The sequence below is a fragment of the Actinoplanes sp. TFC3 genome (assembly GCF_001553785.1).
GTDB lineage: Bacteria > Actinomycetota > Actinomycetes > Mycobacteriales > Micromonosporaceae > Actinoplanes.
Map to the genome: position 1 here is coordinate 450,332 of NZ_LOJP01000001.1, position 23,435 is coordinate 473,766.

A 23,435-nucleotide genomic window follows, 5' to 3' on the forward strand; every position below is an offset into this window, starting at 1 on the left:
CCCTTTTGCGTCATCTCATGGATAGATGCACATGGTTCGTATGGTCGCTGGACGGATCACCGTTGCCTCTGGTGTACGCCTTCCAGCCGCTACTGGGTAGCCAGATGCGCCGGAACCAGATCACGTACAGCACACCCAGCTTGCTGGAGTTGTCGATGAAGTAGTTGGCCAGGTTGGTGCCGTACGTCTTGCTGCTGCCGGTCGCCACCCCGCCAAAGCCGCCCTTGTCGGCGGCGAAGTCGCAGGCCCGGCCCTTGGGGTGCTCGCCGCTGTTCTGATGGCGGAAGCAGGCCACGAAGTGATTGAAGCCGGCCGCTTGCGCCGACTTCATGGCGTTGAGCGTGCGCGGCGTGATGCAGCCGGTGGTCGTCGGGTCGTTCACGCTGCAGGACTCCGAGGACAGCGAGCCGTCGGAGTTACGCGGCGCCGCGGTGGCCTTCTTCGAGCCGCCGCCGGAACTCGGTGCCTTCTCGTCGTCCGCGTTGTCGGCGGCGTCATCGGCTGGCGCGTTTGCGGCCTTCAGCGCGTTCTCGGCCTGCGCCTTGCGCTTGGCCATCACCGTGACCTGCGCCTGCTGCTTGGTGATCTCGCCGTCGATGGCCAGCTTGGCCTGCTCCTGCTGGGTCTTCGCGTCCTTGAGATCACGCACCGCGCGGTCCTGCTTCACCGCGATCGTCTGCAGCGTCTCGGCCCGGTCCAGCATGCCGTCGGTGGAGTCCGCGGTCAGCAACGCGCCCATCGGCCCGAGCCGCCCCGACTGGTACGACTGCCGGACGATCTTGTCCAGCGCCTCCTGCTTGGGTCCCAGCTCGGCGTCGAGCTCCTTGAGCTTCGCCGCGAGCGCGGTCTGGCGCTTCTTCGACTCGTCGAGTTTCTCCTTGGCCTCCACGAAGCCCTTCGAGGCGGCCTCAAGCTGCTCGACCAGGGACTTCGAGCCGCCCTCGCCGTCATCGCCGGAGTCACCCGGCGCGGCCAGCGGCCGGGGCGCGGCACTCGCCGCGACGGGGCTGGTCAGCGCCAGCCCGGTGGTGGCGATCAGCAGCGCGAGTGTGGCCGCTAATCGCCTGCGGACAGGGTCGAGCCTCACGTGCATTCCTTCCCTCGGCCGCCGACCGGGTTAGCTGACGGGTTCGGGACGGAAGTGATCCCTACCGCAGTTCGCGGATTCACCCCATTACCGGATGGGTCCCCGGCTCGCCGTGCTGGCGATTAGGCGGCGGTTCCGTGATGGAACCGTGACGAACACTACCCATCAATTTCCACTATTGACAGCGGTCACACCCTGCGCAGCGAGGTAGATACATTTAGTAATTGCATTGTGGAGCGCGGCAAACGAATCACCCGGCTGCGACGTTACGGCCAATGACCTGCGTCACGCTTTCCGGTAGTCACGTAAAGTCGTTGCCTCGTAACAGTTTTCTCGATCTCGCGACTGCTGGTGACCCGCCCGAGTTCAGGTAAGCTTTCCGCCGGTCATGCCAGGAAGGTGCCACCCCCAAGGCGCCGGCGGGCCACCGCTCAATCGCCGCGAGGCGAACCGGGGAACCACTAGGTAATGGGGTGAATCCGCCGAGGAATCGGCGGTAGGGATCGCTTCCGTCCCGAACCCGTCAGCTAACCCGGTCGGCGGCAACGTGGAAGGAAACCGATGACGGCACGACCCCGGCGCTGGTTGGTACTGGCACTGGCTTCACTCGTCGCCACGACGCTCGTGGCTGCCCCCGGCGCGCCCGCCACCGCGGCGCCCGGCAGTGGCAGCTCCACGGCCGACGACGGCGACGACAACCCTCAGCTCAATGACCTGCTCGACAGCACGGGCCGGCGCTACCTGGAGGCCAAGTCAGCGGTCGCCAAGTCCACCAAGGCCCAGCTCGGCTATCAGCTTCAGGTCAAATCCGCCGAGAACAAGCGGGACGCGCTGCTGCCCGAGGTCGGCGCGGTGGCCGCGCAGCAATACCGCACCGGTGGCGTGACGACGATGGGCTTCCTGCTCAACGCCAACTCCCCGGAGTCGTTCCTGCACAAGGCGATCTCCCTGGAGGAGATCAACGCGCTGCACGACCACAAGCTGCACGAACTCGACGCGGCGATCACCGAGGTGGCGACGGCCAAGGCGGCGCTCGATGCCGAGGTCAAGGCGCAGAAGCAGAACCTGGCGACGATGGAGAAGCAGAAGGAGTCGGCCGAGAAGGCGCTCCGGCTGGTCGGCGGCGACGTCGTGACCGGCGGTTTCGTCGATGCCAAGAGCAAGCTTGCGAGCCCCGCCCCGAAGAATTCGGACGGCGGGTTCACCCCCGAGTCCTGCAGTGTCAACGACCCGACGACCAACGGGTGCATCACCGCGCGCACGCTGCACATGTACCAGGAAGTGAAAAAGGCCGGCTTCAACCGTTTCGTCGGCTGTCACCGAGACGGTGGCCCGTTCGAGCATCCCAAGGGCCGCGCGTGTGACTGGTCGCTGCAGAAGAGCGGCTTCTCACCCTGGCACAACCAGGACACCCGCGAATACGGCAACAACCTCATGGCCTTCGTCGTACGAAATGCCGACCGCCTCGGCATCCTCTACGTGATCTGGAACCGGATGATCTGGTTCCCGGCGACCGGCTGGAAGACCTACCACGGCCCCAGTAACCACACGGACCACGTACACGTTTCCATGCTGTAACCGAACCTCCGCGCCCCACGGGCCCCCACTCTTCCCCGGCCGCAGCACCACGCGGCCGGCCGGAGGGGTGGGGGTTTCTTCACGTCGGGACGCACCGGTTCGATGATCAGGAAGGAACCGCATGCTGATCCGAGAATCCACCCCCGCCGACGTCGACCACCTCGCCGACGTGCACACCCGAGCCCGCGCCAGCTACTACCAGGCAGGCGGCGTCCTGGCGGACAGCATGGCCGACCCGATCGGCACCCAGCAGCGCCGCGATGGCTGGCAGCACGCGGTAGGCTCCCCCGGCCTGACGGTGTACTGCGCCATCGTGGCGGGCCGGGTGGTCGGGGCGGCAGCCATGGGTCTGGACGCCGCCAACAGCGCCCGGCTCTTCCAACTCCACGTCGAGCCGGAAAGCTGCGGACGGGGCGTCGGGACGCGGCTGCACGAGATGTTCCTGAGCTACCTGCGCCAAACCGCCCGTACGGCCGGAGTCCTGGAAGTTTGGCAGCGCCACACGCGGGCCTTGGCCTTCTATGCCCGCCTCGGCTGGACCAGTGAAGGCGCCCACCGCCCCGGCCCGGACAACACCACCTACCTGGGCCTGCGGCTCGCCATCTGACCAAGCCGTCCGGCCAAGGCCTGTTCTGCCCGTAAGGCTGACCCTGCTCGATCTGCGAGGCTCGGCTCGTCGTGACGCCCTGCGATCGGCGACCTGCTGCCGCGCAGGCCTGCGGCCAGGGTGGCGACATCAAGCTGCTGTGGTGTTTCGGCCGGACCATTTGGCGGCGTAGAGGCGGTTGTCGGCGGCTCGGAAGAGGTCGTCGCCGGTCAGGCCCGGGGTCCAGGTTGCTACGCCGACGCTGACGGTCATGCGTACGTCGGTGAGGATGTCGGCTTGGGCCACCGCCGCCCGGATGCGTTCGCCGACCTCCGCGCCCGCCGCCGCGTCCCCGTTCAGGAAGACGACGAACTCATCCCCGGCGTAGCGCACCGCCTCGTCGCCCTGGCGGCAGTGGGCCCGCAGGATCGCCGCCACCTCCCGGAGCACCCGGTCGCCGGCGCTGTGGGAGTGGGCGTCGTTCACCGCCTTGAAGTGGTCCAAGTCGATCAGCAGCAGGGTCAGCGGCTCATTCTTCACCGGGGACACCGCTTCCATGAGTACGTCGAAGCGGCGCCGGTTGCCCAGGCCGGTCAGCGGGTCGCGCAGGACCAGGTGTTCGGCTCGGGCCCGGGCTGCCTCGGCTTCCTCGCGCTGGCGGGCCTGGCGCAGCATGCCGAGGCGCTGGAGGCGGAGGCGCCACAACTCGCGTACCTGTCCCTCGATTGCCTCGAAGAGATCTTTGTTGGGCTGGCCGTTGTCCATGTCGAGGGCGGTCAGCGCCAGCTCGAAGCGGATGATCGGGCGTTCGTCGGGGCGCGAGCCGTGTTCGCTCAGGTCGCGGGCGGCGATGAACTCGCGGCGGGCCTGGTGGGGGAAGCCGTGGGCGCGCAGGCTGATCCCCAAGGCCAGGTGGGCCATGCGGGCGTACTGGTGGCTGCCGCCGTTGCGCAGTTCCATGATCAGGGGGCGGGCCAGCTTCTCCGCGATGGTGGTCTCGCCGAGTTTCGCCAGGGCCAGGGCGTGCACAGCGGTGACGGTGGGGTCGGAGTGGTTTTCGAGCCAGGCGTGGGTGATCTCGGCGCTGCGGCGCAGACGGGTACGAGCCTCGTCGGCCCGGCCCACGTGAGCCAGGCGAAGACCCCAGTAGAGCAGGGTGACCGCGTGCACCAAGTCGAACGATGACGTGCGATGCCGCAGGTGCTCGTACGCCGAGGCCGCCGTTTCGTACAGCTCGGCTGCGGTGGCCGCTTCGGCGAAGGAGCACAGGGCGGAGTGGTGGCGGTCGGTTTCCGTTGTCGTCTCGGCCAGCAACACCCCGGCGCGGGCGAGGTTGCGCATGCAGTCGACGTAGTGACCGCGCAGCATGTGTACGTGCGCCAGATCGCAGAGCGCCTTGGCCTCGCCGAGCACCGAGCCGGCCGCGCGCTGGGCGTGCAGCAGGGACAGCGCCAGGGGATAGGCCTCGGTGACGCGGCCGAGGGCCAACTCGGCGTACATCTTGCCCTGGATGAGAAAGCGGACAGTCTTCTCATCGTGGACTGTACGGGCGATGGCCAGGTAGGCGTCCGCCGCTTCGAGGGCCTCGTGGGCGCGGCCGGTCTCGGCCAAGCGGTGCACCTGACGGGCCAGAAGATGGAGGGGACCGTAGGCGCTGACCGGGACGGGTAGCCGATCGTCGCGTGAGATCCAGTCCGCCATCCACCCAGTATCAGCCGTTCACGGCTCAAGTAAATCCCGTGACCGAAACACCTGACTTTTTACAGGTGCTGCGAATTCCTAAAGGTCATCGCGCCTCTGTCCGAACGTGCAGGTGAACGACGGCGGGACGGCCGTTGATCGTACTCGGGGGAGTGGTTCATGGCAGCGAAGAGCAGTGTCGCGCAGCGTCGCAGGAGCCGTCGTCGGGCGGCCCTGGTGCTGATTCCGACCGTAGCAGGCGTGTTCATCGCCGGTACTGCGTTCGCGTACTGGACGACCTCCGGTGCCGGCACTGGTACCAGCGCCACGGGTACGAGCACCGCCGTGACGGTGACCCAGATCGGCACCCCGCCGAGTGGCCTGACGCCCGGTGGCGCCGACCAGCCCCTCGCCTTCCGCGTCAACAACTCGCAGACCACCAGCCAGTACGTCTCGGCCGTACGCGTTGACGTGGCCTCGGTGACCACCGGCGGCGGCGCCCCGGTGCCCGGCTGCACCTCGGCCGACTTCGCCATCACCCAGCCGACCGCCATCAACAGCGACCTGACCGCCGGCGACCACGACTACAACCCGTCCGGCGCGCTGATCCACATGATCAACCGCAACGTCAGCCAGGACGCTTGCAAGGACGTGACGGTCAACCTGAGCTTCACCGCGTCGTGATGCTTCCGGTGGCGGTGCGCTTGACAGCCCGCCACCACCGCCGGACGCAGGAAGGAGCAGGTTGTGAAGCGGGCCGTGATCGCGGGCTTTCTGGCCGCCCTGCTCGTGTCCGGTTCCGCTTACGGCTACTGGTCGACGGCCGGCTCGGGGTCCGGCGCGGCGAGGTCGGGCACGGCCGTCGCGCTGACGCTTTCCCCGGGTACGCCCGCAAGCCAGCTCTACCCGGGCAGCATCTCGGACGTGGCGCTGACCATCACCAACCCGAACGCGTTCGTGGTACAGGTCGGTCGGATCTCGCTCGACACCACCCAGGGCACCGGTGGCTTCGCCGTCGACACCGGGCACAGCGCGTGCGGTCTGGGCGCTTTGTCGTTTACCGCGCAGACCAACGGCAGCACCGGCTGGGATGTCCCCGCTTCCGGCTCGCTCGGTCTGCACCTGAGCAGCTCGCTCACCATGGCCACCAGCGCGGCGAACGCCTGCCAGGGGGCCACTATCACGGTCTATCTCGGCACGTCATGACCCGTGCCCGGGGCCCATACTGTCCTCTTTGCAGCGCTCTGGGTTGTGCGACTCCTGCGTAAAGTGAAGCCATGGCGGACGCGTGGGGCCGGCGCCGAGCGGTCGCGCTGACCCTGGCGATCGAGCTTGTGCTCGCCGGGGCGGCTTTCGGTGCCGCTCGCGTATCGTCGCCGCCGCCGGGCCCCGACTTTGTGAACATCGCTGACGTGGCGGCCGGCCCCCCGCCGGCGGCCGTGGCTTCGTACCGCTGGGATTGCGGTCGTAATGAGATCGGCCATCGCAACACCGCGAACATCGTCGTGACGTCGCGCAAGGCCGGTCCTGTTCATCATGTGCACGATTACGTCGGCAATCTCTCCGTTGCCGTCGGCTCCACCGTGGAGACTCTGGCCGGTGGTGGCACGACGTGCAGCAACGGCGACGAGTCCACCTATTACTGGCCGGTGCTGCGGGTCATGCGCGATGGCGACGACCAGCACGGGGGCGCCGTTCAAGTGCCGGCCTTCGTGACGATGTCGGAGTATGCCAACCCGCGCGGGCCGGTGCTGCCGATGCCCCGGCTGCTGCGTGGCGAGGTCGGCGATGCCTACGCGGTGACCAACGGCGGTGCCCAGGCGGCCGCGGTGTGGAGTTGTCAGGGCTCGGAAACCAAGCGGACGCTGCGATATCCGATCTGTGCCGCCGGTAAGCGGGTGCTGCGCATCTTTGACTATCCGAGCTGCTGGGACGGCCGCCGGTTGGACAGCAAGAACCATCGCCAGCACCTCGTGTTTCCCGAGCCCGGAGGCGGCTGTCCGATGTCGACGTTTGCCGTTCCCCGGCTCGAGATCGTGGTCGGCTATGACATCGCGCGCGGGGCCCGGTATCGGATCGACACCTTCGATGACCAGCGGCACAGCCCGCGTACCGATCATGCTTTCTTCGTCAATCTCATGCCGGAGGCCCTGAGCGAGAGGATCGCGGATTGCCTCAACGCGGCCCGGAGCTGCTAGTTGCCTTCCGGCGGGACGTCCGCGCCGCCGGTGCCGTCCTGCGAGGGAGCTGCGGGCGGGAGTGCCTTGGTCTTGCCGCCCTCGGGGGTGACCGCGAACCAGGTGCCCTTGACGCCCTGACCGAGGATGTCGCCCGCCTTCTTGTCCTTGGCGAAGTAGTACACCGGCCAGCCGTTGATGGTGACCTGGCAGTGCCCGTCGGCGCGTTCGACGTACCCGAGGATCTTGGGGTTGATGCCGTTCGGGAAGATCTTCCCCGGGCTCCTGATCAGCAGCGGGGGCCAGGTCTTGGCGCAGTCACCGTTGCAGGTGGCCTTCGGGGGCGTGTTGTCGTCCTCGTCGAAGCGGTAGAGCGTGCGGCCCGCGCCGTCGGTCACGTACGTCCCTATGTCGTCGTTCTCGCGGGTGTTGAGCTCCACCGTCTTGCTGCCGCTGCGGATGTTCTCCGGCGGGGTCACGTCCTTGGCCGAAGCACCGCTGTAGATCTTCACCCACTTCTGGGTCTTCGCCACCGTGGGCTCGGGCACCGGGCTCGACGGCGGGTCGGGCGTCTCCCCGGCCTGCGCCGCCAGCTCCTGGGTGGGCGGTTCGGGCGGAACATCGAAGCTGGTCACGGGGCTGGGCGTGGCGGCCGGGGCGGCTACGAACTCGGCTGCTCGGGTGGTCGCGGGATGGGCACAGGCGGCGAGGCTCAGGAGTCCCGCCACCGCGAGGGCGGCCGGTGCGATGGCGATGCGCTTCATGATTTCCCCCTGCGAATCGATGACGCCACCCACACGCGAGCCGCCGCAATCCGGTTCACCGCGAATTTCTCTGAACCGGATCCGGACCCGGTACGTGTCAGGGGAGTCAGACAGACACAACGGGGGTCGAGGGTGGCCGGCAAGCGCTCCGTCCGGCCAGCCTCGGCGAAGTAAGAGCACCGCACCGCCGCACACCGGGGAGAAGACATGCCGGGGTTGAGGCTCCAACGTCGCCGGGAGGTGGCCGATGAGGCGCTGGTCAGAACGCTCTTCCAGGAACATGGACGGGCCATGCTCGCTTACGCGACCCAGCTGACCAGGGATCGGGCCGCCGCCGAGGATGTCGTGCAAGAAGCCCTGGTCCGCGCCTGGCGGCACCCGGATGCTTTGGTGAACGGCAAGGGCTCGGTGCGCGGCTGGCTGCTGACAGTGGTCCGCAACATCGTGACCGACCAGATCAGAGCCCGCAACGCGCGAGCCACCGAGGTACGCGAGGGACCCGTCGACGTGGCGTCCGCCGAGGACCACGCCGAGCAGGTGGTCACCGCGATGGTGGTGGTGGACGCGCTGAGCCGGCTCTCCACCGAGCACCGTGAAGTCCTGGAACAGCTCTACCTGCAGGGCAGCACGGTCACGGAGGCGGCGAAGACGCTGGGCATCCCGCCCGGGACGGTCAAGTCGCGCTCCTTCTACGCCCTCCGGGCTCTGCGAGAACTGAAATCGCTGAGCCCCGCCGGAACGGAACGGTCTGCCTCATGAACGAGACCAATCACGTGGACGTCGCCGGCTACCTGACGAAGTCGCTGGACGCGGAGCAGAACCGCGCCGTCGAGGAGCACATCGCCGGCTGCGACGACTGCCGCGGCGAGGTGGAATCCCTGCAGGAGTGGACCATGGCCCTCGAAGCCGTCCCCGAGGCAATGCTGCTGGACGGCCCCCCCGACGACGCTGACCTGTTGCTGCAGCGCACGCTGCGCCAGATCCGCACAGAGTCCGCCGGGAGCCGGAGAAGACGTACCACCCTGGTGGGAGTAGCAGCCGCGGCGGTCGTGGCGGCGGCCGTCGTCGGCGGGGGGGTGATCGGCCGCCCCCCCGCCGACAACCCGCCCGCCGCGCTGCCGACGCTGACCCAGTCGCAGCCCACGACCGCCCCGGGCACGAAAACCGCCACCTCGGTCGACGCGGGCACGGGTGCGCGCCTCACGGTGGCGGTGACCCCGGCGCCGGGCTGGGTGCGGGTGAAAGCCGCGGTCGCCGGGATCCCGCAGGGCGAGCGGTGCCGCCTGGAGGTGATGGATGCCAGCGGCCGGGTCACGCTGGCCGGCAGTTGGGTGGTCTCGGAAGCCGGAGCGGCCGACGGCACCACGTTGGACGGCAGCGCGCTGGTGCCGATCGACCAGGTCCAGTCGGTGCGCGTGGTCAGCGAGAGCGGCAAGCAGTACACCAGCGTGAGCCTGTAATCAGGTCCAAACCGGGGGAGGGGTTGAGGGCGGTCCCGTGGCGGGACCGCCCTCAGCATGCTCAGGCCCAGGGCGCGTGGATGATCTTGTCGACCTCGATGGTCATGATCAGGCGCTGCTGGTCGCGGCCGCCGAACCACGGGTACGGCCCGCCGAGATACCGCTGCGCCAGCTTCTCGATGTGTTCGGCGCCCCCCTCGGCCGTGACGTCCACGACCCGCCCCTTCACCGAGTAGTAGTCCGAGGCCTGCGCCGGATCGGTGACGATCACCGACACCCGGGGGTCGCGCTCGACGTTCTTGACCTTGCGGAACCCGTCCACCGTGTTGATCAGGATGTGCTTGCCGTCGGTGCCCACCCAGGTCTCGGTGAGCTGCGGCGAGCCATCCGGGTCGACGGTGGCCAGGAAGCACGGGCTCGGCTTGTTCAGCAGGTCAAGCAGCCCGCCGGGGAGGTTCATCATGCCCCCAACCATAGGTCGGACCGGGACACGCCCTACTCGGCCTCGGGCCGGGGGTGCCGCGGGAGCAGGAAGGACAGCCCGCCGGCGACCAGCAGCATGACCAGCGCGATGAGCAGCGAGCGCACCGCCGCGTCGCTGAAGCCGGCGCCCGGCACATTGTTGAAGAAGATCGTGCCGAGCAGGGCGATGCCGAACGCGCCGCCGAGTTGTTGCATCGAGGTCATCGCGCCGGAGGCCGACCCGGTTTCCTCGTCGTCGACGCCGGCCAGCACGATGTTGAAGAACGGCGCCATCGCCAGACCCATGCCGATACCCAAGGGCAGAAGACCGGCAATCAAGTGGTACGGCGTGAGCGCGGTGCCCGTTGACTGCACGATCCAGGCGACTGCGGCTGTGGCGGCGGCCATGATGACGGTGCCGGTGATGAGTAACTTGCGGCCGTACCGTTCGGTGAGCCCGGCGCTGGCGGCGATGAAGCCGATCATGGTGCCGGCCGCCTGGGGCAGCGTGCTCAGGCCCGCCTTGAGCGGGGAATAGCCGAGCCCGAGCTGCAAGTACAGCGAGGAGATCAGCCCGGTCCCCATCAGCGCCCCGAAGAAGACCAGGCCGACCAGCATGCCGCTGGTGAACGCGCGCTTACGGAACAGGCTCGGGGTCACCAGCGGGTCGAGCCCGCGCCGGTCGCGGCGGGCCTCGTACGCGGCGAACAGCCCGAACACCGCCAGGCCGGCCGCGAGCAGCACGAAGATCCAGGCCGGCCAGCCCAGCTCGCGCCCCTGCACCAGCGGGTAGAGCAGCAGGAAGCCACCGAGCGCGGCGAGCCCCACGCCGGCCAGGTCGAGCCGGGGCGTGCGCTCGTTGCGGAACTCGGGCAGGAAGCGCAGCGCGCCGGCCACAGCGAAGATGCCGAGCGGCAGGTTGATCAGGAAGATCATCCGCCAGCCGGTGCCGAAGTAGTCAGCATCGACGAGCCAGCCGGCCAGCACCGGGCCGCCGACCGCGCCGAGACCCATCACCGGGCCGAAGGCGCCGAATGCCTTGACCTGGTCCCGGGGCGAGAACATCTGCTTGATCATGCCAAGGCCCTGCGGCAGCATCAGCGCGCCGAACAGCCCCTGCACGCCGCGGGCGGCGATCAGCACCCCCGGCGACCAGGCCAGCGCACACCACAGCGAGGCGACGGTAAAGCCGGCCGCTCCGATGACGAACATCCGGCGCCGCCCAAAGATGTCGCCGAGCCGGCCCCCGGTGAGCAGGCCGATCGCCATGGCCAGGGTGTACGCGGCACCGAGCCACTGGATCAAGCTCAGCGACCCGCCCAGTTCCTGCTGGATCGACGGGCCGGCGATCGTGGTGACCAGCGAGTCCAGCAGGTCCATGACCTCGACGGCCAGGATCACGGCGAGCGCGACCCAACGCCATCGGTATGCGGTGGGATCCCGGGTTTCTTCGATGACTGCTTGCACGACAACCCCCGAACGGCGTTCGATCAACGAACACCGTTCTACGCTTGAACACCGTTCGGGTCAAGTACGATGTTCGGCGATGAGCGACCTCGAACTTCCCCCGCCTCCTTGGCAACGGCCCGCCGCCAAGCGCCCGCGGACCCCTCGGGCTCCGCTGAGCCGGGATCAGATAGTCGAAGCCGGGCTGCGCCTGGTGATCGAGGAGGGCGTGGACGCGGTCAGCATGCGGCGGGTGGCCGGGAGGCTGCACACCGGAGCGTCCAGCCTGTATGCGCACGTCGCGAACAAGGAAGAGCTGCTGCTGCTGATGTTCGACCGCATCTGCGGGCAGATCACGGTGCCGCCGCCGCAGCCGCAGCGATGGCGGGAGCAGCTCAAGGATGTCATGCGGCAGGGGCATGAGGTGCTGCTGCGTCACAACGACTTCGCCCGTACGGCCATCGCCAGCGTGCCGAGCGGCCCGAATGCGCTGCTGATCACCGAGGCGATGCTGGCCATCCTGCTCAGCGCGGGTGTCAAGCGGCAGGTGGCGGCGTGGGCGCTGGATCGGATGTTCCTCTACATCACGGCGGACGCCTATGAGGTGTCGCTGGAACGCGGGAAGATCGGCGAGCTGTCCAGTCAGCTCGCTGACTACTTCGGCGACCTGCCGGCCAGCCACTTCCCGAACATCCGGGCCAACGCCGACGTGCTCACCGCCGGCAACAGCGCCGATCGCTTCGAGTTCGGGCTGGACCTGCTCGTGGAGGGCATCGCCCGGTCCCTGGAGAAGCGGGAACCGGGCGGCGATTAACCGGTGAGCCTGGCTCAGGTGGTGGGCAGCCCGGCGGCCTGCCAGGCGGCGAAGCCACCCGCGAGGTCGGTGGCGCGGTGCAGCCCGAGGTCCTGCAGTGCGGCTGCGGCCAGGCTGCTCGTGTAGCCCTCCTGGCAGGTGACGATCACTTCGAGGTCGTAGTGGGTGAACGAGAGCCGGGCATCGCTGCGCGGGTCGAGCCGCCACTCGAGCACGTTGCGCTCGATGATCAGCGCGCCCGGGATCTCGCCGTGCTCGGCGCGCTGGGCGGCCGGGCGGATGTCCACCAGGACGGCGCCGCGCTCCAGCGCCTGCTTGGTCTGCTGCGGTCCCACCCGCGTGAGCCGGGCCCGGGCCGCCTCGAGGATCTCCGTGATGCCCTGTGATCCGGCCGGTGCCTGCAATGCCGAGGTGCTCACCACTGCGCTCCTGCCCGCTCGACCGTGACCACGTCAAGCCCGGTGCCGCCGATACGGTACCGGGTCATGGTGGTCAGCGCCGGTCCATAGGCATGGATGCTGATCGCCGGGCGGTTGGAGCGGTTGGTGATGCGGTGGATGTGCCGGGTGCCGAAGCGCCGGCCCGCGCCCTCCCCCAGCTCGCGGCCGCTGATTCGCGGCGGTGCGCCCGGGGTGACTGCGACGGTGTCCTCGGTCAGCGTGCCGGAGAACACGTGGAACGCGCCGGCCGAGCCGCCGTGGTCGTGCAGGTCGGTGCCCTGACCCGGCAGCCAGGTGAGGAGCCACACTTCGTGGTCGCTTGCTTCGTGCAGGCGGTGGTACCAGCGTTCCTCGGCGTTGAAGCGAGGCGCGACGGCCCACGCATCCGGGTCGGCGGCGAAGCGCTGGGCGATGGCGAGGTGGTCGAGGCGGACGTCGACGACGGTCATGGCAGCTCCTCGGGATGCATACATTGCCTATCAACTCTATAGGTTTACCGCCGGAGTGGGGCCAGGGTCGGGCGACTCGCGGAAGCAACCTGAAAAATCCGGCAGATCTGCCGGGTCCTGCGGAGGGGCGCTGTTTGCGCAGATCAGCGCGGACAGCGCGCGCTGGCGCACCGCGCCAGGTCGATCGCCAGGCGGGCGGTAAGAGGAATGCCCTGCCGCTGCATGACGCCCATATTGCTCTCGATCTTAATTACTGGTCAAACCTCTTCCATCATGTGGGAGGTGGTGGACGCGGATCGCATCCGGGTTCCGGGGTCAGCGAATTCGACAACGGACGACGATCATTGGAGGCGGCTCGTTGCAGGGCCTTCGCTAATATTGGAACCATTGCGACGAATGCCGGAATAGCCGCTCTCGCGGCTTCGTAAGCGGAGGGGAAAGCGCTGCAGAACTCGGCGTTCGTGAATAACTCGAAAGAAGCTCTCGTGTTGTTGCTTCTTTCCTACCGCACGACCAAACCGTGCCTCAGAGCAATCGAGTGGTCACTGAACGTTTAATTCCGCGCTCATTGGCTCACCGAATCGGCCCTGCATCTCCACCGTTCAGTTGAAACGGCGCTTGTGCCAGGTCAATCGCATTCAACGCGTTATATGGTCGGCGACGCCTGTGCGAGCAGGTTGGAAAAGGTCCCCTGTCTCTGCCTTTCCATCCTGATGACTGCCTTGACGACTGCCCCCTGATCAACAAGGACGGACACGTGTCTGAATCCCGCCGCGGCTTGCTCGCCGCCGGTCTGGCCGCCGCCGTGGTCGGTTCGATGGGGGTCGTGTGGACCCTCAACGCGAACGCCGACGAGACGCCCGCCGCATCCAGCCCCACGGTGGTCACCACGACCACCGAGGCTGCCGATGCCCCCGAGGCGAGCGCATCGGCCGACGACCCCGGCACCGACACGACCGCGCCGGTTGATGCCACCGATGCCGAGACGCCCCCGCCGGCCGGCGAGGCTCTGGCCGTACCCCCGAAGCTTTTGCCGTGGGGTGCCAAGCCCACCCGGATGAAGCGCGGCAAGGCCGGGGCCAGCAGTGCAGCGGTCGCGGCGGCCGGTGCGGATGCGGCGCCCGCGGACCAGAGCGGCCGATCCCGGCCGGTGCCCGAGTACGCCCCCAAGGGCCGTACCTCGCGCACCAGCACCGTGAAGAAGAGCACCACGACGGTTGTGCCGCCGGCCCCGCCGAACGTCAAGGCCCCCCGCAACGACGTCTTCTACAACTACGCCAAGGGCAGCCAGACCGGCGAGACCGACGGCTCGTGGGCCAACCTCGGCATCGCCAAGCCCACCGTCGGCCCCGGCGACTACCACTCGCTGGCCGAGATCTCGGTGCAGTCCGGCGGCGACAACCCCAACGTCGTTGAGGTGGGCTGGACCGTCGACCGCTCGGTGAACGGCGACGACGACCCGCACCTGTTCGTCTTCTACTGGAAGAACGGCATTCCTACCTGCTACAACGCCTGCGGCTACCGGCAGTACAGCACCACTGTGAAGCCCGGTGACACGCTGCCGGCCGACGTGCCGAAGCGCTTCGGTGTCGTGCACTCCGGCAACAACTGGTGGATCGCCTACAACTCCGAGTACATCGGCTACTTCCCGGACAGCCTCTGGGACGGCGACTACACCCGCGCCAACTTCGTCCAGTGGTTCGGCGAGGTCGCGTCGTCGACCACCACGCCCTGCACCGACATGGGCAACGGCCTGCTGCCCTCCAGCGGCGGCGCCACCCGCGCCGGCAGCCTCGCGATGACCAACGGGCCGGACGCCAAGGTCGTCCTGCAGAGCGACACGCCGCACCCCGCCTGGTACGACGTCGCGCTGGTGACCGACAAGACGTTCCGCTTCGGTGGCCCCGGCGCCGACCTGGCCGTCGGCTGCCAGCCGATCCCGTCCCCCAGCACCTCACCCAGCACGCCGCCCACCACGGGCGCCCGTTCTTAGGTTCAGCCGCGAGACAAATGCCCGGTCTTCCGCTTGGGGGTCCGGGCATTTTTCGTTGAACCGGCCGGCTTCGCGCGGTGTACAACCAGGCGGAACGGCGAGCGAGGAGGCGCGGCGGATGAGGCGACGGGTCAAACCCGACGAGAAGCTGATGACCGCCCTCTACACCGAGCACTACGGGATCCTGCTCAACTTCATCACCCGGTACGTCCACGACCGGCACCGTGCCGAGGACCTCGTGCAGGAAACCCTGTTACGGGCGTGGCGCCACATCGACCACCTCGACCGGGATCCCGGGCGCACCCGCTCCTACCTGCTCACCATCGCCCGCAACGTGGTCACCAACTCCTGGCGCGCCGAGCAGCGCCGCCCCCGCCTGGTTGCCGATGACGGGGCCGTCGAGGCAGCCCCGGTAGCCGACAATGTCGATCAGATGGTCGAAGGCTGGCTGGTCGCCGAGGCCCTCGAACGGCTCTCCGACGACCACCGCGCGGTGGTGCAAGCCATGTACTACGACGGCCGCAGCGTTGCCGACGCCGCCAAGCAGCTGTCGGTGCCCGAGGGCACGGTCAAGTCGCGGGCGTTCTACGCCGTGCGGGCCTTGCGGCAGGTGTTCGAGGAGATGGGGGTGCTGCGGTGACGATCGATCACGACGAGCTGCGCCGCCTGCTCGGTGGATACCTGCTCGGCGGGCTCGACGACGGCGACACCGACCGCCTCGACGCCCACCTGCTGACCTGCGATGACTGCCGCGCCGAGCTGGACCGGCTGGCCGCGGTGCCGGAACTGCTGCGCTCGCTGCCACGCGCGGAGAGCCCGGCCGCTGTGGCTCCTGGGGCCCGGCCCAGCGCCGCCCGGATCGAGGGCCTGCTCGGTCAGATGCGCCTGGTCACCGCGCGCGAGCGGCGGCGTTCGCTGACCCGGCGGCTGGCGGTGGCCGCGGCGGTGCTGCTGATCGTGGCGATCTCCGGTGGGTTGATCCGCAGCCGCGACGACGCCCCGGCGCCGAACCCGCGGGCCGCAGCGAGTCCGTCCCAACGGATCGTGGTGGCCAGCTTCGAGGCGGCCGAGGGCAGCGGGCTCACCGGCGAAGCCGTGCTGACCGGCAAGACCTGGGGCGTCTCGGTGGACCTGGCCGTGCAGAAGCTCGCCGGCGAGGGCCCGTTCGTCTGCCAGGTCGAGGGCGGCGAGGGCAGCATCGAGCAGGCGGCGATGTGGGGGCCCACGCCGTCGGGCAATGCGCGGGTGACCGGCGCAAGCTCGATCCAGCTCGGCAACGTCAGCGTGGTGCTGGTGAAGGACAAAAATGGGCACGTGCTCGGCGCGGCCCATCTCAATTAGCTACTTGCCGTAGAGCTGCTCACGCTGCGCTTGCGGCAGCGAGCAAGCGGCGGTGCCGCCGGGCAGCAGGTGCCGGTGGTCGGCGACCCAGTGGTATGCCGGCCAGGCCAGCCAGCCGACCGGCTTGAGCTGCAAGGCCCGGCCCGGAACCCCCCAGAACCGGCCCGCGTCGCGCAGCAGCAGCGCGATCGCGTCCGGCCCGGCGGCGACCGAGCCGTCCTCGGCCACCCACTGGACGGCGCTCTCGACCTGATCGAGGGTCAGGCCGAGAGCGTCCAGATCCGCGAACTGCCAGGGGATCAAGGTCGCCCGCGACGGGATCCGGCGCTCGATGAACTCCGCGCAGGAGGAACAGAACGAGCAGTCACCGTCGTACACGAAGGTAGGTCCTGGCATGCTTCTATCTTGTCAGGTCTGCCGTCGCAGCTTGACCAGGTAGGTCTGGGCCACGACCACCACGGCCAGGAACGCGCCGCTGATCACCTGCTGGTAGCTGCTCGGCACGTTGCCGACCTGGTTGATCATGTTCTGGATCACCCCGAGCAGCAGCACACCGGCGATCGTGCCGGCGATGGTGCCCGCGCCACCGGTCAGCAAGGTGCCACCGATGACCACCGCGGCGATTGCATCGAGTTCCATGCCGGTGCCCAGCACCGTCACGCCGGAGCCCAGCTTGGCCGCGTTGATCGCTCCGGCCAGACCCGCGAGCAGGCCGGACATGACATAGACCCACACCTTGGTGCGGCGCACGGCCACACCCATCAGGCTGGCCGCATCTTCCGAGCCACCGACGGCGTACACCGAGTGGCCGAAGCGGGTGCGCGACAACAGCACCATGCCGAGCGCGAACATGATCACGACCAGCCAGACCGGGTAGCCCAGGCCCAGGAACGAGCCGGTGCCGAAGCTGCGGAACGCGTCGTTCTCGACCAGGTAGGTCTTCGAACCCTCGGAGCTCAGCGCGCGCATCAGGCCACGAGCGCCGAGCAGGGCCGCCAGGGTGACGATGAAGGGCGCCATCCGGGTGTACGCGATCAACAGCCCGTTCATCACGCCGATGAGCCCGCAAACGGCGAGAGGTGCGAGAAACGCGGGCAGCAGACCCCATTGCGAGGCGTACGCCGACACGACGCCGCCGAGTACGTAGAGCGACCCGACGGACAGGTCGATGCCGCCGGTGATGATCACGAAGGTCATACCCAGCGCGATCAGCGCCGGTGGGGCCGCGGTGACCAGGATGGTCGCCGTGTTGTCGAAGCTGCGGAAGTTGGGGAACGCGGCCGCCGCGATGATCACGACGACGATGAGCACCGCAAGCGCGCCCTGGCGCTGCACCAGTCCGACAATCCGGTCGGTGCGCTCGGCCTTGCGTTCGTCCTCGGCGATGACGGCCGCTGGGGCCACAATGGTTTCCTGGCTCACCGGGACTTCCTTTCTCGGGCGACGTAGACGGCGACGAGGATGATCACGGCCTGCACCATCTCGGTCGTCGAGGGCTGCAGGTTGTGCTTGATCATCGTGGCCACCACGAGCTGCATGAGCAGCGCGCCGGCCACCGTGCCGAGCACCCGGATCTTGCCGCCGGTCAGCGGCGTGCCGCCGACCACCACGGCGGTGATCGCGGACAGCTCGATGAGCAGCCCCACCGCCGACGCGTCGCTGGACTGGATGCGGGCCACCGCGAGCAGGCCGGCGATCGAGGCGAGCACCGAGCAGGCGATGTACACCACGATCAGCACCCGCTTGACCGGGACGCCGGCCAGCTCGGCGGCGGGCCGGTTGTCGCCGATGGCCAGCAGCCGCCGGCCGAACACGGTGAACCGCACGATGAATGCGACCACCAGCACCAGCGCCAGCGCGATCCACACCGGGGTGGGCAGTTTGGCCAGGTTGCCCGACCCCAGCGCGATGAAGTCGTCGTTGCGGATGTCCTTGAGCTGCCCGCCCGAGATCACCAGGGCCAGGCCGCGGCCGCCGACGAACAACGCCAGCGTGGCCACGATGGGTTGCAGCCCGACCCGGGCCACCATCGTGCCGTTGATCAGGCCGACCACCACGCCGGCGACGAGCGAGATCAGGATCGCGGCGAACACGCCGTACCCGAGGTAGAGCGGGATCAGCGCGGCGGCCAGGGCCATCACCGAGCCCACCGACAGGTCGATGCCCTCGGTAGCGATCACCAGCGCCATGCCGAGCGCGACGATGACGACCGGGGCCACCTGCACCAGCTGGATGCGCAGGTTGCTCCAGGCCAGGAAGTTCGGGGTGAACAGGATGTTGTAGATCACCAGAAAGGCGATGGCGACGTACACGCCGTACGCCGGCAGCCAGGATTTGATCTTGGCCATGCTGATGGTGGGTGCCGCAGCGGCCTCAGCTGTTGTCATTGCGTTCCTCCTTGACCGCGGCCGCCGCGATCGTTTCGAGCAGTGCCTCGGTGGTGACATCGCCGCCGACGAGTTCGCCGACGACCGCGCCGTCGCGCAGCACGACCACCCGGTCCGACCCCTCGACCAGCTCCTCGGCGTCGGAGGAGACCAGCACGACGCCGAGCCCGTCGGCCGCCAGTTCGTCGATGAGCGCCTGCACCTCCGCCTTGGCGCCCACGTCGATGCCGCGGGTCGGCTCGTCGAGCAGCAGCACCTTGGGCTGCGTGGCGAGCAGCCGGGCCAGCAGCACCTTCTGCTGGTTACCGCCGGACAGGTCCCCGACCCGCTGATCCGGGCCCGAGGCCTTGATCCGCAACCGGGTCATGTACTGCTCGACAATTTTGTCGATCTTGCGGTCCGAGACCAGGCCCAGCGTGGAGTTGCGGGGCAGCACGGCCAGTGCGATGTTCTCGCGGATCGACAGGCCGGGCACGATGCCCTCGGCCTTGCGGTCCTCGGGCTGCACAGCGATGCCGGCGCGCATTGCTCGTACCGTGGTGGGCTTCTTCAGCTCCTGCCCATCGACCTCGATCGTGCCCTCATCGATCGGGTAGGCACCGCCGATCGCTTTGATCGTCTCGCTGCGGCCGGCCCCGAGCAGCCCGCCCAGCCCGACCACCTCGCCGGGACGCACCGCGAACCCGATGTCATGCAGCTTGTGCCGGCTGGTCAGCCCGGACACCTTGAGGATCGGCGCGGCGTCCTCGGCCCCGGTGCTGCCGCCCCCGAAACCGGTGAAGCCCTCCTTGCGCACCGCCGACATGTCGCGGCCCAGCATCATCGAGACCAGCTTGATGCGCTCCAGGTCGGCCAGCTTGCCGGTGTGCACCAGCTTGCCGTCGCGCAGGATCGTCACCGTGTCGCAGATCCGGTAGAGCTCGTCCATCCGGTGGCTGACGTAGACGATGCCGATGCCCCGCGAGTGCAGGTCGTGGATGACCCCGAACAGCGTCTCGACCTCGCGCGGCTCCAGCGACGACGTCGGCTCGTCCATGATGACGACCTTGGCGTCGACCATCACCGCTCGGGCCAGCGCCACCATCTGCTGCGCCCCGAGCGCGAGCGTGCCCAGCGGGCGCCGCACGTCGGTGGTGACCCCGTAGCGCACCAGCACCTCGGACGCCTCGCGGACCATCCGCTTCTCATCGAGCAGGCCGAACGCGTTACGCGGCTCCCGGCCCAGGAACAGGTTGTGCGCCACGCTCATCAGCGGGACGAGGTTGACTTCCTGATAAATGGTGGAGATGCCGGCGTTCTGCGCATCCATCGGCGTGGCGAACTTGGCCGCTTCGTCGCGGTACCGCAGCTCCCCACCGTCCGGCTGGTAGACACCGGTCAACAGTTTGATCAATGTGGACTTGCCTGCGCCGTTCTCGCCGACCAGCGCATGGACCTGCCCGGGTTCGAGGGTGAAAGACACCCCGTCCAGGGCTCTCACCCCCGGGAAGGTCTTGCTGACATCAGCGACCTCAAGAAGCGGCATGTTCCGTTACCTTTCAGTGCGCCCTAGCGGGCCCACGGTTAGCAGTCCTACCTTGCGGTGAGACGGTCCCGGTCTTGCCCGCGGGTGCGGAGCCGGGTTGACGCTTAGGAACCAGGTCATGGGCGGCCCGCGGTTTGGCCGCAGACAGCTGCCAGTGCCGGGATGGACGCCGCTCGACTCGGCGATCCGGTTCGGCCTGACGCGACGGCGTGGGGGCAGCGAGCCGGCTGAACCGCCTGTGCTGGTCGACCACGATCCTCACCAACCCTTCTGCCCTCATCAATCCTCGTCCGGATGCGGGCCGGGCGCTGTGCGCCCGGCCCGTCGTTCGCGCTACCCCAGCGGGGTGGCGTTGTTCCAGGTGGCGTCGGCCGCGAAGCTGCCCGGGTTGTCCCAGGTGTTGCCGCCGCCGTTGGTGGCGACGTAGACCGCTTCGCCGTAATGCCGCCAGAAGTAGCCGGGGTAGTTGAACGACTCGAGCGAGACGTTGCCGCTACCCCCGTTCAGCGCGGGCTGCGCGCAGAAGGTGGCGTCTTGCTGGAAGGTGGTGGTGCCGTCGTTCGACGCCTTCTGCAGCCGGTAGCTGGCGTGCCGCAGGTACTGACCCGGGTAGTTGACCGACTCGAAGGAGAAGCAGCTCGAATCGGCGAACCCGGCCCGTACGGTGAAGGTGGCGTCAGCACGGTCGGTCGCCGCGCTGCCGGTGCCGATCACGTCGGTACGGGCGAGCCCTTCCCTGTGCCGCAGGTAGCGGGTGTCGAAGCCGGGAGTGGTGACGCGGAACGAGCGGTTCTGCCCGACGGTCAGGTCGGCGCCGCTCTTCCACAGCGCCGGCGAGACGGCCCAGGTGGCGTCGTCGTTGAACGAGCCGCCGGTGTTGGCGTCCATCCAGACTTCGCTGTTGCGGTGCCGCATGTAGTAGCCGGCCATGTTGTAGGCCTCCAGCGAGGTGCCGCCTCCGGACAAGCCTGGCCGCGCGCAGAACGTGGCATCGGCGTTGTAGGTGCTGCCGCCGTCGTTGGCTTCCTTGTAGACCCGGTACGCGCGGTGCCGCAGATACTGGCCCGGGAAGTTGCGCGACTCGAAGGAGTAGCAACTGCTGCTGGCCAGGCCGGGGCGGACGTAGAAGGTGGCGTCCTGCCGGTCGGTGGCGGCGCTGCTGGCGCTGATGGCATCGGTACGGGCAGCGCCCTCGCGGTGCCGCAGGTAGTTGCCGGTGTAGCCGGGCGTGGTCACCCGCAGGCTGGCCAGCTTGTTCGTCGACAGCGTGGTGCCGTTGGCCGCCCCGAGCACGCGCAGGTTGACCTCGCGCACCCGGGCGAAGTCCATCTTCTGCACCTGCCGGTCGTAGGTGAAGAAGCCGTTGAGCTCCTCCTCCACGTCGGTCGGCTCGGTGTAGACGCTGCCGGAGAGCCCGTTGCCGTTGATCAGGTCGACCAGCTTGCCCGTGATCTGGACGTACCGGCTGGTCAGGGCGTTGCTGTCGGGCAGCCACTCGTAGGCGAACTTGCCCGCGGTGGGCCACTCGTGACCGGCCACGCGCAGCCCGAGCCCGCCGTACTCGCCGTTCACTGCGATCCGGGTGGCGCTGGGGGCGCGGGTGATGCCGGGGCCGACGTACATGTGATCGTCGATGACGTCGCCGTTGCCCGGGTCGGGGTCGGAGTCGCAGCAGTTGGAACCCGAGTTGTGGTTGACCAGCCGGGTCGAGTCCCAGCTCTTCACCAGGTCGGCGATGCGGCCGGCGTCGTACTCGCCCCAGCCCTCGTTGAACGGCACCCACTGCACGATCGAGGTGATGCCCTTGTGCTCGTCGACGAGTTCCTTGAGCTCCTTCTCGTAGCGGGTGCGCCCGATCGCCGAGGGCTCCTTGCCGCTGCCCAGCGCCGGCATGTCCTGCCACACCATCAGCCCGAGACGGTCGGCCCAGTAGAACCAGCGGTCGCTCTCCACCTTGATGTGCTTGCGGACCATGTTGAAGCCGAGCGCCTTCTGCTGCTCCAGATCGAAGCGCAGCGCGGCGTCGGTGGGCGCGGTGGAGATGCCGTCGGGCCAGTAACCCTGGTCCAGCGTGCCGAGCTGGTAGACGAACCTGCCGTTGAGGGTGGGGCGCAGGACTCCGCCGAGCATCGCCATGCCGAGCGAGCGCATGCCGAAGTAGCCGCCCACCGCGTCACCGCTGGCGAGGGTGACCTTGAGGTCGTACAGGAAGGGATCGCTGGGGGTCCAGAGGTGCGCGTTCGGGACCGAGATCCGGAATGACGATCCAACGGTGCCGGTGGCCGTGCCGGCCACAGTGCCGCCGGAGAGGACCTGCGCGGTGACGGACTGGCCGCTGGCGTTGGCCGCCTGCACGATGAGGTCGAGGCCGCCCGCGGAGACGTTCGGGGTGGTGTCGAGGCGGGTGATGCGCGCCGGGTTCGTCGGTTCCAGCCACACGGTCTGCCAGATGCCCGAGTACGGCGTGTACATGATGCCGCCGCGGTTGATGCGCTGCTTGCCGACCGGGATGTCCTGGCCCTCGGTGGGATCCCAGACGCCGACGATGATCTCGTTGGAGCCTGAGCGAAGAGCGCTGGTGATGTCGTACGAGAACTTGTCGTACCCGCCCTCGTGCGTGCCCAGCAGCGTGCCGTTCACCCACACCTTCGACTGCCAGTCGACTGCGCCAAAGTTGAGCTGCACGTTCTTGCCGGACCAGCCGGTCGGGACGGTGAAGGTGCGGCGGTAGTACGAGTAGTCCTGACGCCGCATGATCCCGCTGAGGGCGCTTTCGATGGGGTACGGGACCAGGATCTCCTCGCCCAGGTTCTGGTTGACCGGGGGAGTGTTGAGGTTCGAGGTGCCCGCGAACTGCCAGATGCCGTTGAGGCTCTGCCAGTCGGGGCGGGTCAGCTGCGGGCGGGGGTACTCCGGCAGCGGGTTGGTGGTCGACACCTGGTTCGTCCAGGGGGTGCTGAGCGGGGGTGTCTTGGGGGCGAACGCCGAGGCGGGGCCGGCGGGCGCCACGAGGGCGCCGATGGTGGCCGTCAGGGCCGCGGTGATCACGGCGAGCAGCCGTCGCCAGGGTCTGCGGTGGTGTTCGGTCACGGTGCTTCTCCTTCGCCAGGAGCTGCGGGGATGGGAGCCGGCGACCCGGGATCGGGGGAGGGAGTCACCAGTGTGAAAACACATAGTGACGGTCGTGAACATCACAAGCAATAGACGAACACCAATGAACACCGAATCAACCCAACCGCACAACCA

At 68.5% G+C, this 23,435-nt stretch carries 23 protein-coding genes and 2 riboswitches; of the genes, 11 read left to right on the plus strand and 12 right to left on the minus strand.

Annotated elements, in window-relative coordinates:
- Window positions 1-10: 10 nt before the first annotated feature.
- A complete protein-coding gene (locus tag TFC3_RS02060) occupies window positions 11-1,093 on the minus strand; it encodes a hypothetical protein (protein ID WP_067494798.1) in 1,083 nt (360 codons plus the stop codon).
- Window positions 1,092-1,226: riboswitch (cyclic di-AMP (ydaO/yuaA leader) on the minus strand. (Overlaps the previous gene by 2 nt.)
- A 279-nt stretch (window positions 1,227-1,505) precedes the next feature.
- Window positions 1,506-1,644: riboswitch (cyclic di-AMP (ydaO/yuaA leader) on the plus strand.
- Between the two features lie 4 nt (window positions 1,645-1,648).
- On the opposite strand from TFC3_RS02060, the gene TFC3_RS02065 reads away from it, so the two are divergent.
- The gene (locus TFC3_RS02065) at window positions 1,649-2,665 is read left to right on the plus strand and encodes a hypothetical protein (RefSeq protein WP_067494801.1); all 1,017 of its coding nucleotides are present in this window, start codon (window positions 1,649-1,651) and stop codon (window positions 2,663-2,665) included.
- A 121-nt stretch (window positions 2,666-2,786) separates the two neighbouring features.
- Window positions 2,787-3,272, plus strand: coding sequence for a GNAT family N-acetyltransferase (locus tag TFC3_RS02070; RefSeq protein ID WP_082771817.1), 486 nt, complete (start codon window positions 2,787-2,789; stop codon window positions 3,270-3,272).
- 129 nt (window positions 3,273-3,401) lie between these two features.
- Here TFC3_RS02070 and TFC3_RS02075 read toward each other — a convergent pair whose 3' ends face one another.
- Window positions 3,402-4,952 carry a diguanylate cyclase gene (locus tag TFC3_RS02075; protein ID WP_236717942.1) on the minus strand — a complete coding sequence of 517 codons (1,551 nt, stop codon included), beginning with the start codon at window positions 4,950-4,952 and terminating at the stop codon, window positions 3,402-3,404.
- Window positions 4,953-5,192: 240 nt separating this feature from the next.
- Between TFC3_RS02075 and TFC3_RS02080 the strand changes: the two genes are divergently transcribed.
- The 3 genes from TFC3_RS02080 to TFC3_RS02090 all read left to right on the plus strand — a co-directional run bounded on the left by TFC3_RS02080 (window position 5,193) and on the right by TFC3_RS02090 (window position 7,129).
- Complete coding sequence (locus TFC3_RS02080) at window positions 5,193-5,615, plus strand: hypothetical protein (protein WP_161952515.1); 423 nt, start codon at window positions 5,193-5,195, stop codon at window positions 5,613-5,615.
- Between the two features lie 63 nt (window positions 5,616-5,678).
- Window positions 5,679-6,137: a hypothetical protein gene (locus tag TFC3_RS02085; RefSeq protein ID WP_067494807.1), complete on the plus strand. Its 459-nt coding sequence runs from the start codon at window positions 5,679-5,681 to the stop codon at window positions 6,135-6,137.
- Between the two features lie 128 nt (window positions 6,138-6,265).
- The gene (locus tag TFC3_RS02090; protein ID WP_236717943.1) at window positions 6,266-7,129 is read left to right on the plus strand and encodes a DUF1996 domain-containing protein; all 864 of its coding nucleotides are present in this window, start codon (window positions 6,266-6,268) and stop codon (window positions 7,127-7,129) included.
- On the opposite strand, the gene TFC3_RS02095 is transcribed toward TFC3_RS02090, so the two are convergent.
- On the minus strand, window positions 7,126-7,872 hold the full coding sequence (locus tag TFC3_RS02095; RefSeq protein WP_067505769.1) for a hypothetical protein: 747 nt from the start codon (window positions 7,870-7,872) through the stop codon (window positions 7,126-7,128). The genes TFC3_RS02090 and TFC3_RS02095 overlap by 4 nt on opposite strands.
- 207 nt (window positions 7,873-8,079) lie before the next feature.
- Between TFC3_RS02095 and TFC3_RS02100 the strand changes: the two genes are divergently transcribed.
- Window positions 8,080-8,631 carry a sigma-70 family RNA polymerase sigma factor gene (locus tag TFC3_RS02100; RefSeq protein ID WP_067494813.1) on the plus strand — a complete coding sequence of 184 codons (552 nt, stop codon included), beginning with the start codon at window positions 8,080-8,082 and terminating at the stop codon, window positions 8,629-8,631.
- Window positions 8,628-9,332 carry an anti-sigma factor gene (locus TFC3_RS02105; RefSeq protein WP_067494816.1) on the plus strand — a complete coding sequence of 235 codons (705 nt, stop codon included), beginning with the start codon at window positions 8,628-8,630 and terminating at the stop codon, window positions 9,330-9,332. The genes TFC3_RS02100 and TFC3_RS02105 overlap by 4 nt, the downstream gene beginning before the upstream one ends.
- Window positions 9,333-9,393: 61 nt before the next feature.
- On the opposite strand, the gene TFC3_RS02110 is transcribed toward TFC3_RS02105, so the two are convergent.
- Together TFC3_RS02110 and TFC3_RS02115 are read right to left on the minus strand one after the other, a co-directional pair.
- The gene (locus TFC3_RS02110) at window positions 9,394-9,795 is read right to left on the minus strand and encodes a PPOX class F420-dependent oxidoreductase (RefSeq protein WP_201787110.1); all 402 of its coding nucleotides are present in this window, start codon (window positions 9,793-9,795) and stop codon (window positions 9,394-9,396) included.
- Between the two features lie 32 nt (window positions 9,796-9,827).
- The gene (locus tag TFC3_RS02115; RefSeq protein ID WP_236717945.1) at window positions 9,828-11,288 is read right to left on the minus strand and encodes an MFS transporter; all 1,461 of its coding nucleotides are present in this window, start codon (window positions 11,286-11,288) and stop codon (window positions 9,828-9,830) included.
- Between the two features lie 52 nt (window positions 11,289-11,340).
- On the opposite strand from TFC3_RS02115, the gene TFC3_RS02120 reads away from it, so the two are divergent.
- The gene (locus tag TFC3_RS02120; protein ID WP_067494824.1) at window positions 11,341-12,054 is read left to right on the plus strand and encodes a TetR/AcrR family transcriptional regulator; all 714 of its coding nucleotides are present in this window, start codon (window positions 11,341-11,343) and stop codon (window positions 12,052-12,054) included.
- Between the two features lie 14 nt (window positions 12,055-12,068).
- On the opposite strand, the gene TFC3_RS02125 is transcribed toward TFC3_RS02120, so the two are convergent.
- On the minus strand, window positions 12,069-12,473 hold the full coding sequence (locus tag TFC3_RS02125; RefSeq protein WP_067505772.1) for a rhodanese-like domain-containing protein: 405 nt from the start codon (window positions 12,471-12,473) through the stop codon (window positions 12,069-12,071).
- Window positions 12,470-12,943 carry a cysteine dioxygenase family protein gene (locus TFC3_RS02130; RefSeq protein WP_067494827.1) on the minus strand — a complete coding sequence of 158 codons (474 nt, stop codon included), beginning with the start codon at window positions 12,941-12,943 and terminating at the stop codon, window positions 12,470-12,472. Before TFC3_RS02130 ends, TFC3_RS02125 begins: the two co-directional genes overlap by 4 nt.
- Window positions 12,944-13,700: 757 nt before the next feature.
- On the opposite strand from TFC3_RS02130, the gene TFC3_RS02135 reads away from it, so the two are divergent.
- The 3 genes from TFC3_RS02135 (at window position 13,701) to TFC3_RS02145 (ending at window position 16,277) form a co-directional block, all read left to right on the plus strand.
- Window positions 13,701-14,936, plus strand: coding sequence for a neprosin family prolyl endopeptidase (locus tag TFC3_RS02135; protein WP_067494829.1), 1,236 nt, complete (start codon window positions 13,701-13,703; stop codon window positions 14,934-14,936).
- Between the two features lie 118 nt (window positions 14,937-15,054).
- On the plus strand, window positions 15,055-15,576 hold the full coding sequence (locus TFC3_RS02140) for a sigma-70 family RNA polymerase sigma factor (protein WP_067494832.1): 522 nt from the start codon (window positions 15,055-15,057) through the stop codon (window positions 15,574-15,576).
- The gene (locus TFC3_RS02145; RefSeq protein WP_067494835.1) at window positions 15,573-16,277 is read left to right on the plus strand and encodes a zf-HC2 domain-containing protein; all 705 of its coding nucleotides are present in this window, start codon (window positions 15,573-15,575) and stop codon (window positions 16,275-16,277) included. The genes TFC3_RS02140 and TFC3_RS02145 overlap by 4 nt, the downstream gene beginning before the upstream one ends.
- Here the strand turns inward: TFC3_RS02145 and TFC3_RS02150 are convergent, their stop codons facing one another.
- The 5 genes from TFC3_RS02150 to TFC3_RS02170 form a co-directional block, all read right to left on the minus strand.
- Window positions 16,278-16,673 carry a thiol-disulfide oxidoreductase DCC family protein gene (locus tag TFC3_RS02150; protein ID WP_067494838.1) on the minus strand — a complete coding sequence of 132 codons (396 nt, stop codon included), beginning with the start codon at window positions 16,671-16,673 and terminating at the stop codon, window positions 16,278-16,280.
- Between the two features lie 12 nt (window positions 16,674-16,685).
- Complete coding sequence (locus tag TFC3_RS02155; protein WP_236717946.1) at window positions 16,686-17,699, minus strand: ABC transporter permease; 1,014 nt, start codon at window positions 17,697-17,699, stop codon at window positions 16,686-16,688.
- On the minus strand, window positions 17,696-18,664 hold the full coding sequence (locus tag TFC3_RS02160) for an ABC transporter permease (RefSeq protein ID WP_067494841.1): 969 nt from the start codon (window positions 18,662-18,664) through the stop codon (window positions 17,696-17,698). Before TFC3_RS02160 ends, TFC3_RS02155 begins: the two co-directional genes overlap by 4 nt.
- Complete coding sequence (locus TFC3_RS02165) at window positions 18,651-20,189, minus strand: sugar ABC transporter ATP-binding protein (protein WP_067494844.1); 1,539 nt, start codon at window positions 20,187-20,189, stop codon at window positions 18,651-18,653. Before TFC3_RS02165 ends, TFC3_RS02160 begins: the two co-directional genes overlap by 14 nt.
- A gap of 333 nt (window positions 20,190-20,522) precedes the next feature.
- Complete coding sequence (locus TFC3_RS02170) at window positions 20,523-23,279, minus strand: AbfB domain-containing protein (RefSeq protein WP_201787111.1); 2,757 nt, start codon at window positions 23,277-23,279, stop codon at window positions 20,523-20,525.
- Between the last annotated feature and the right edge of the window lie 156 nt (window positions 23,280-23,435).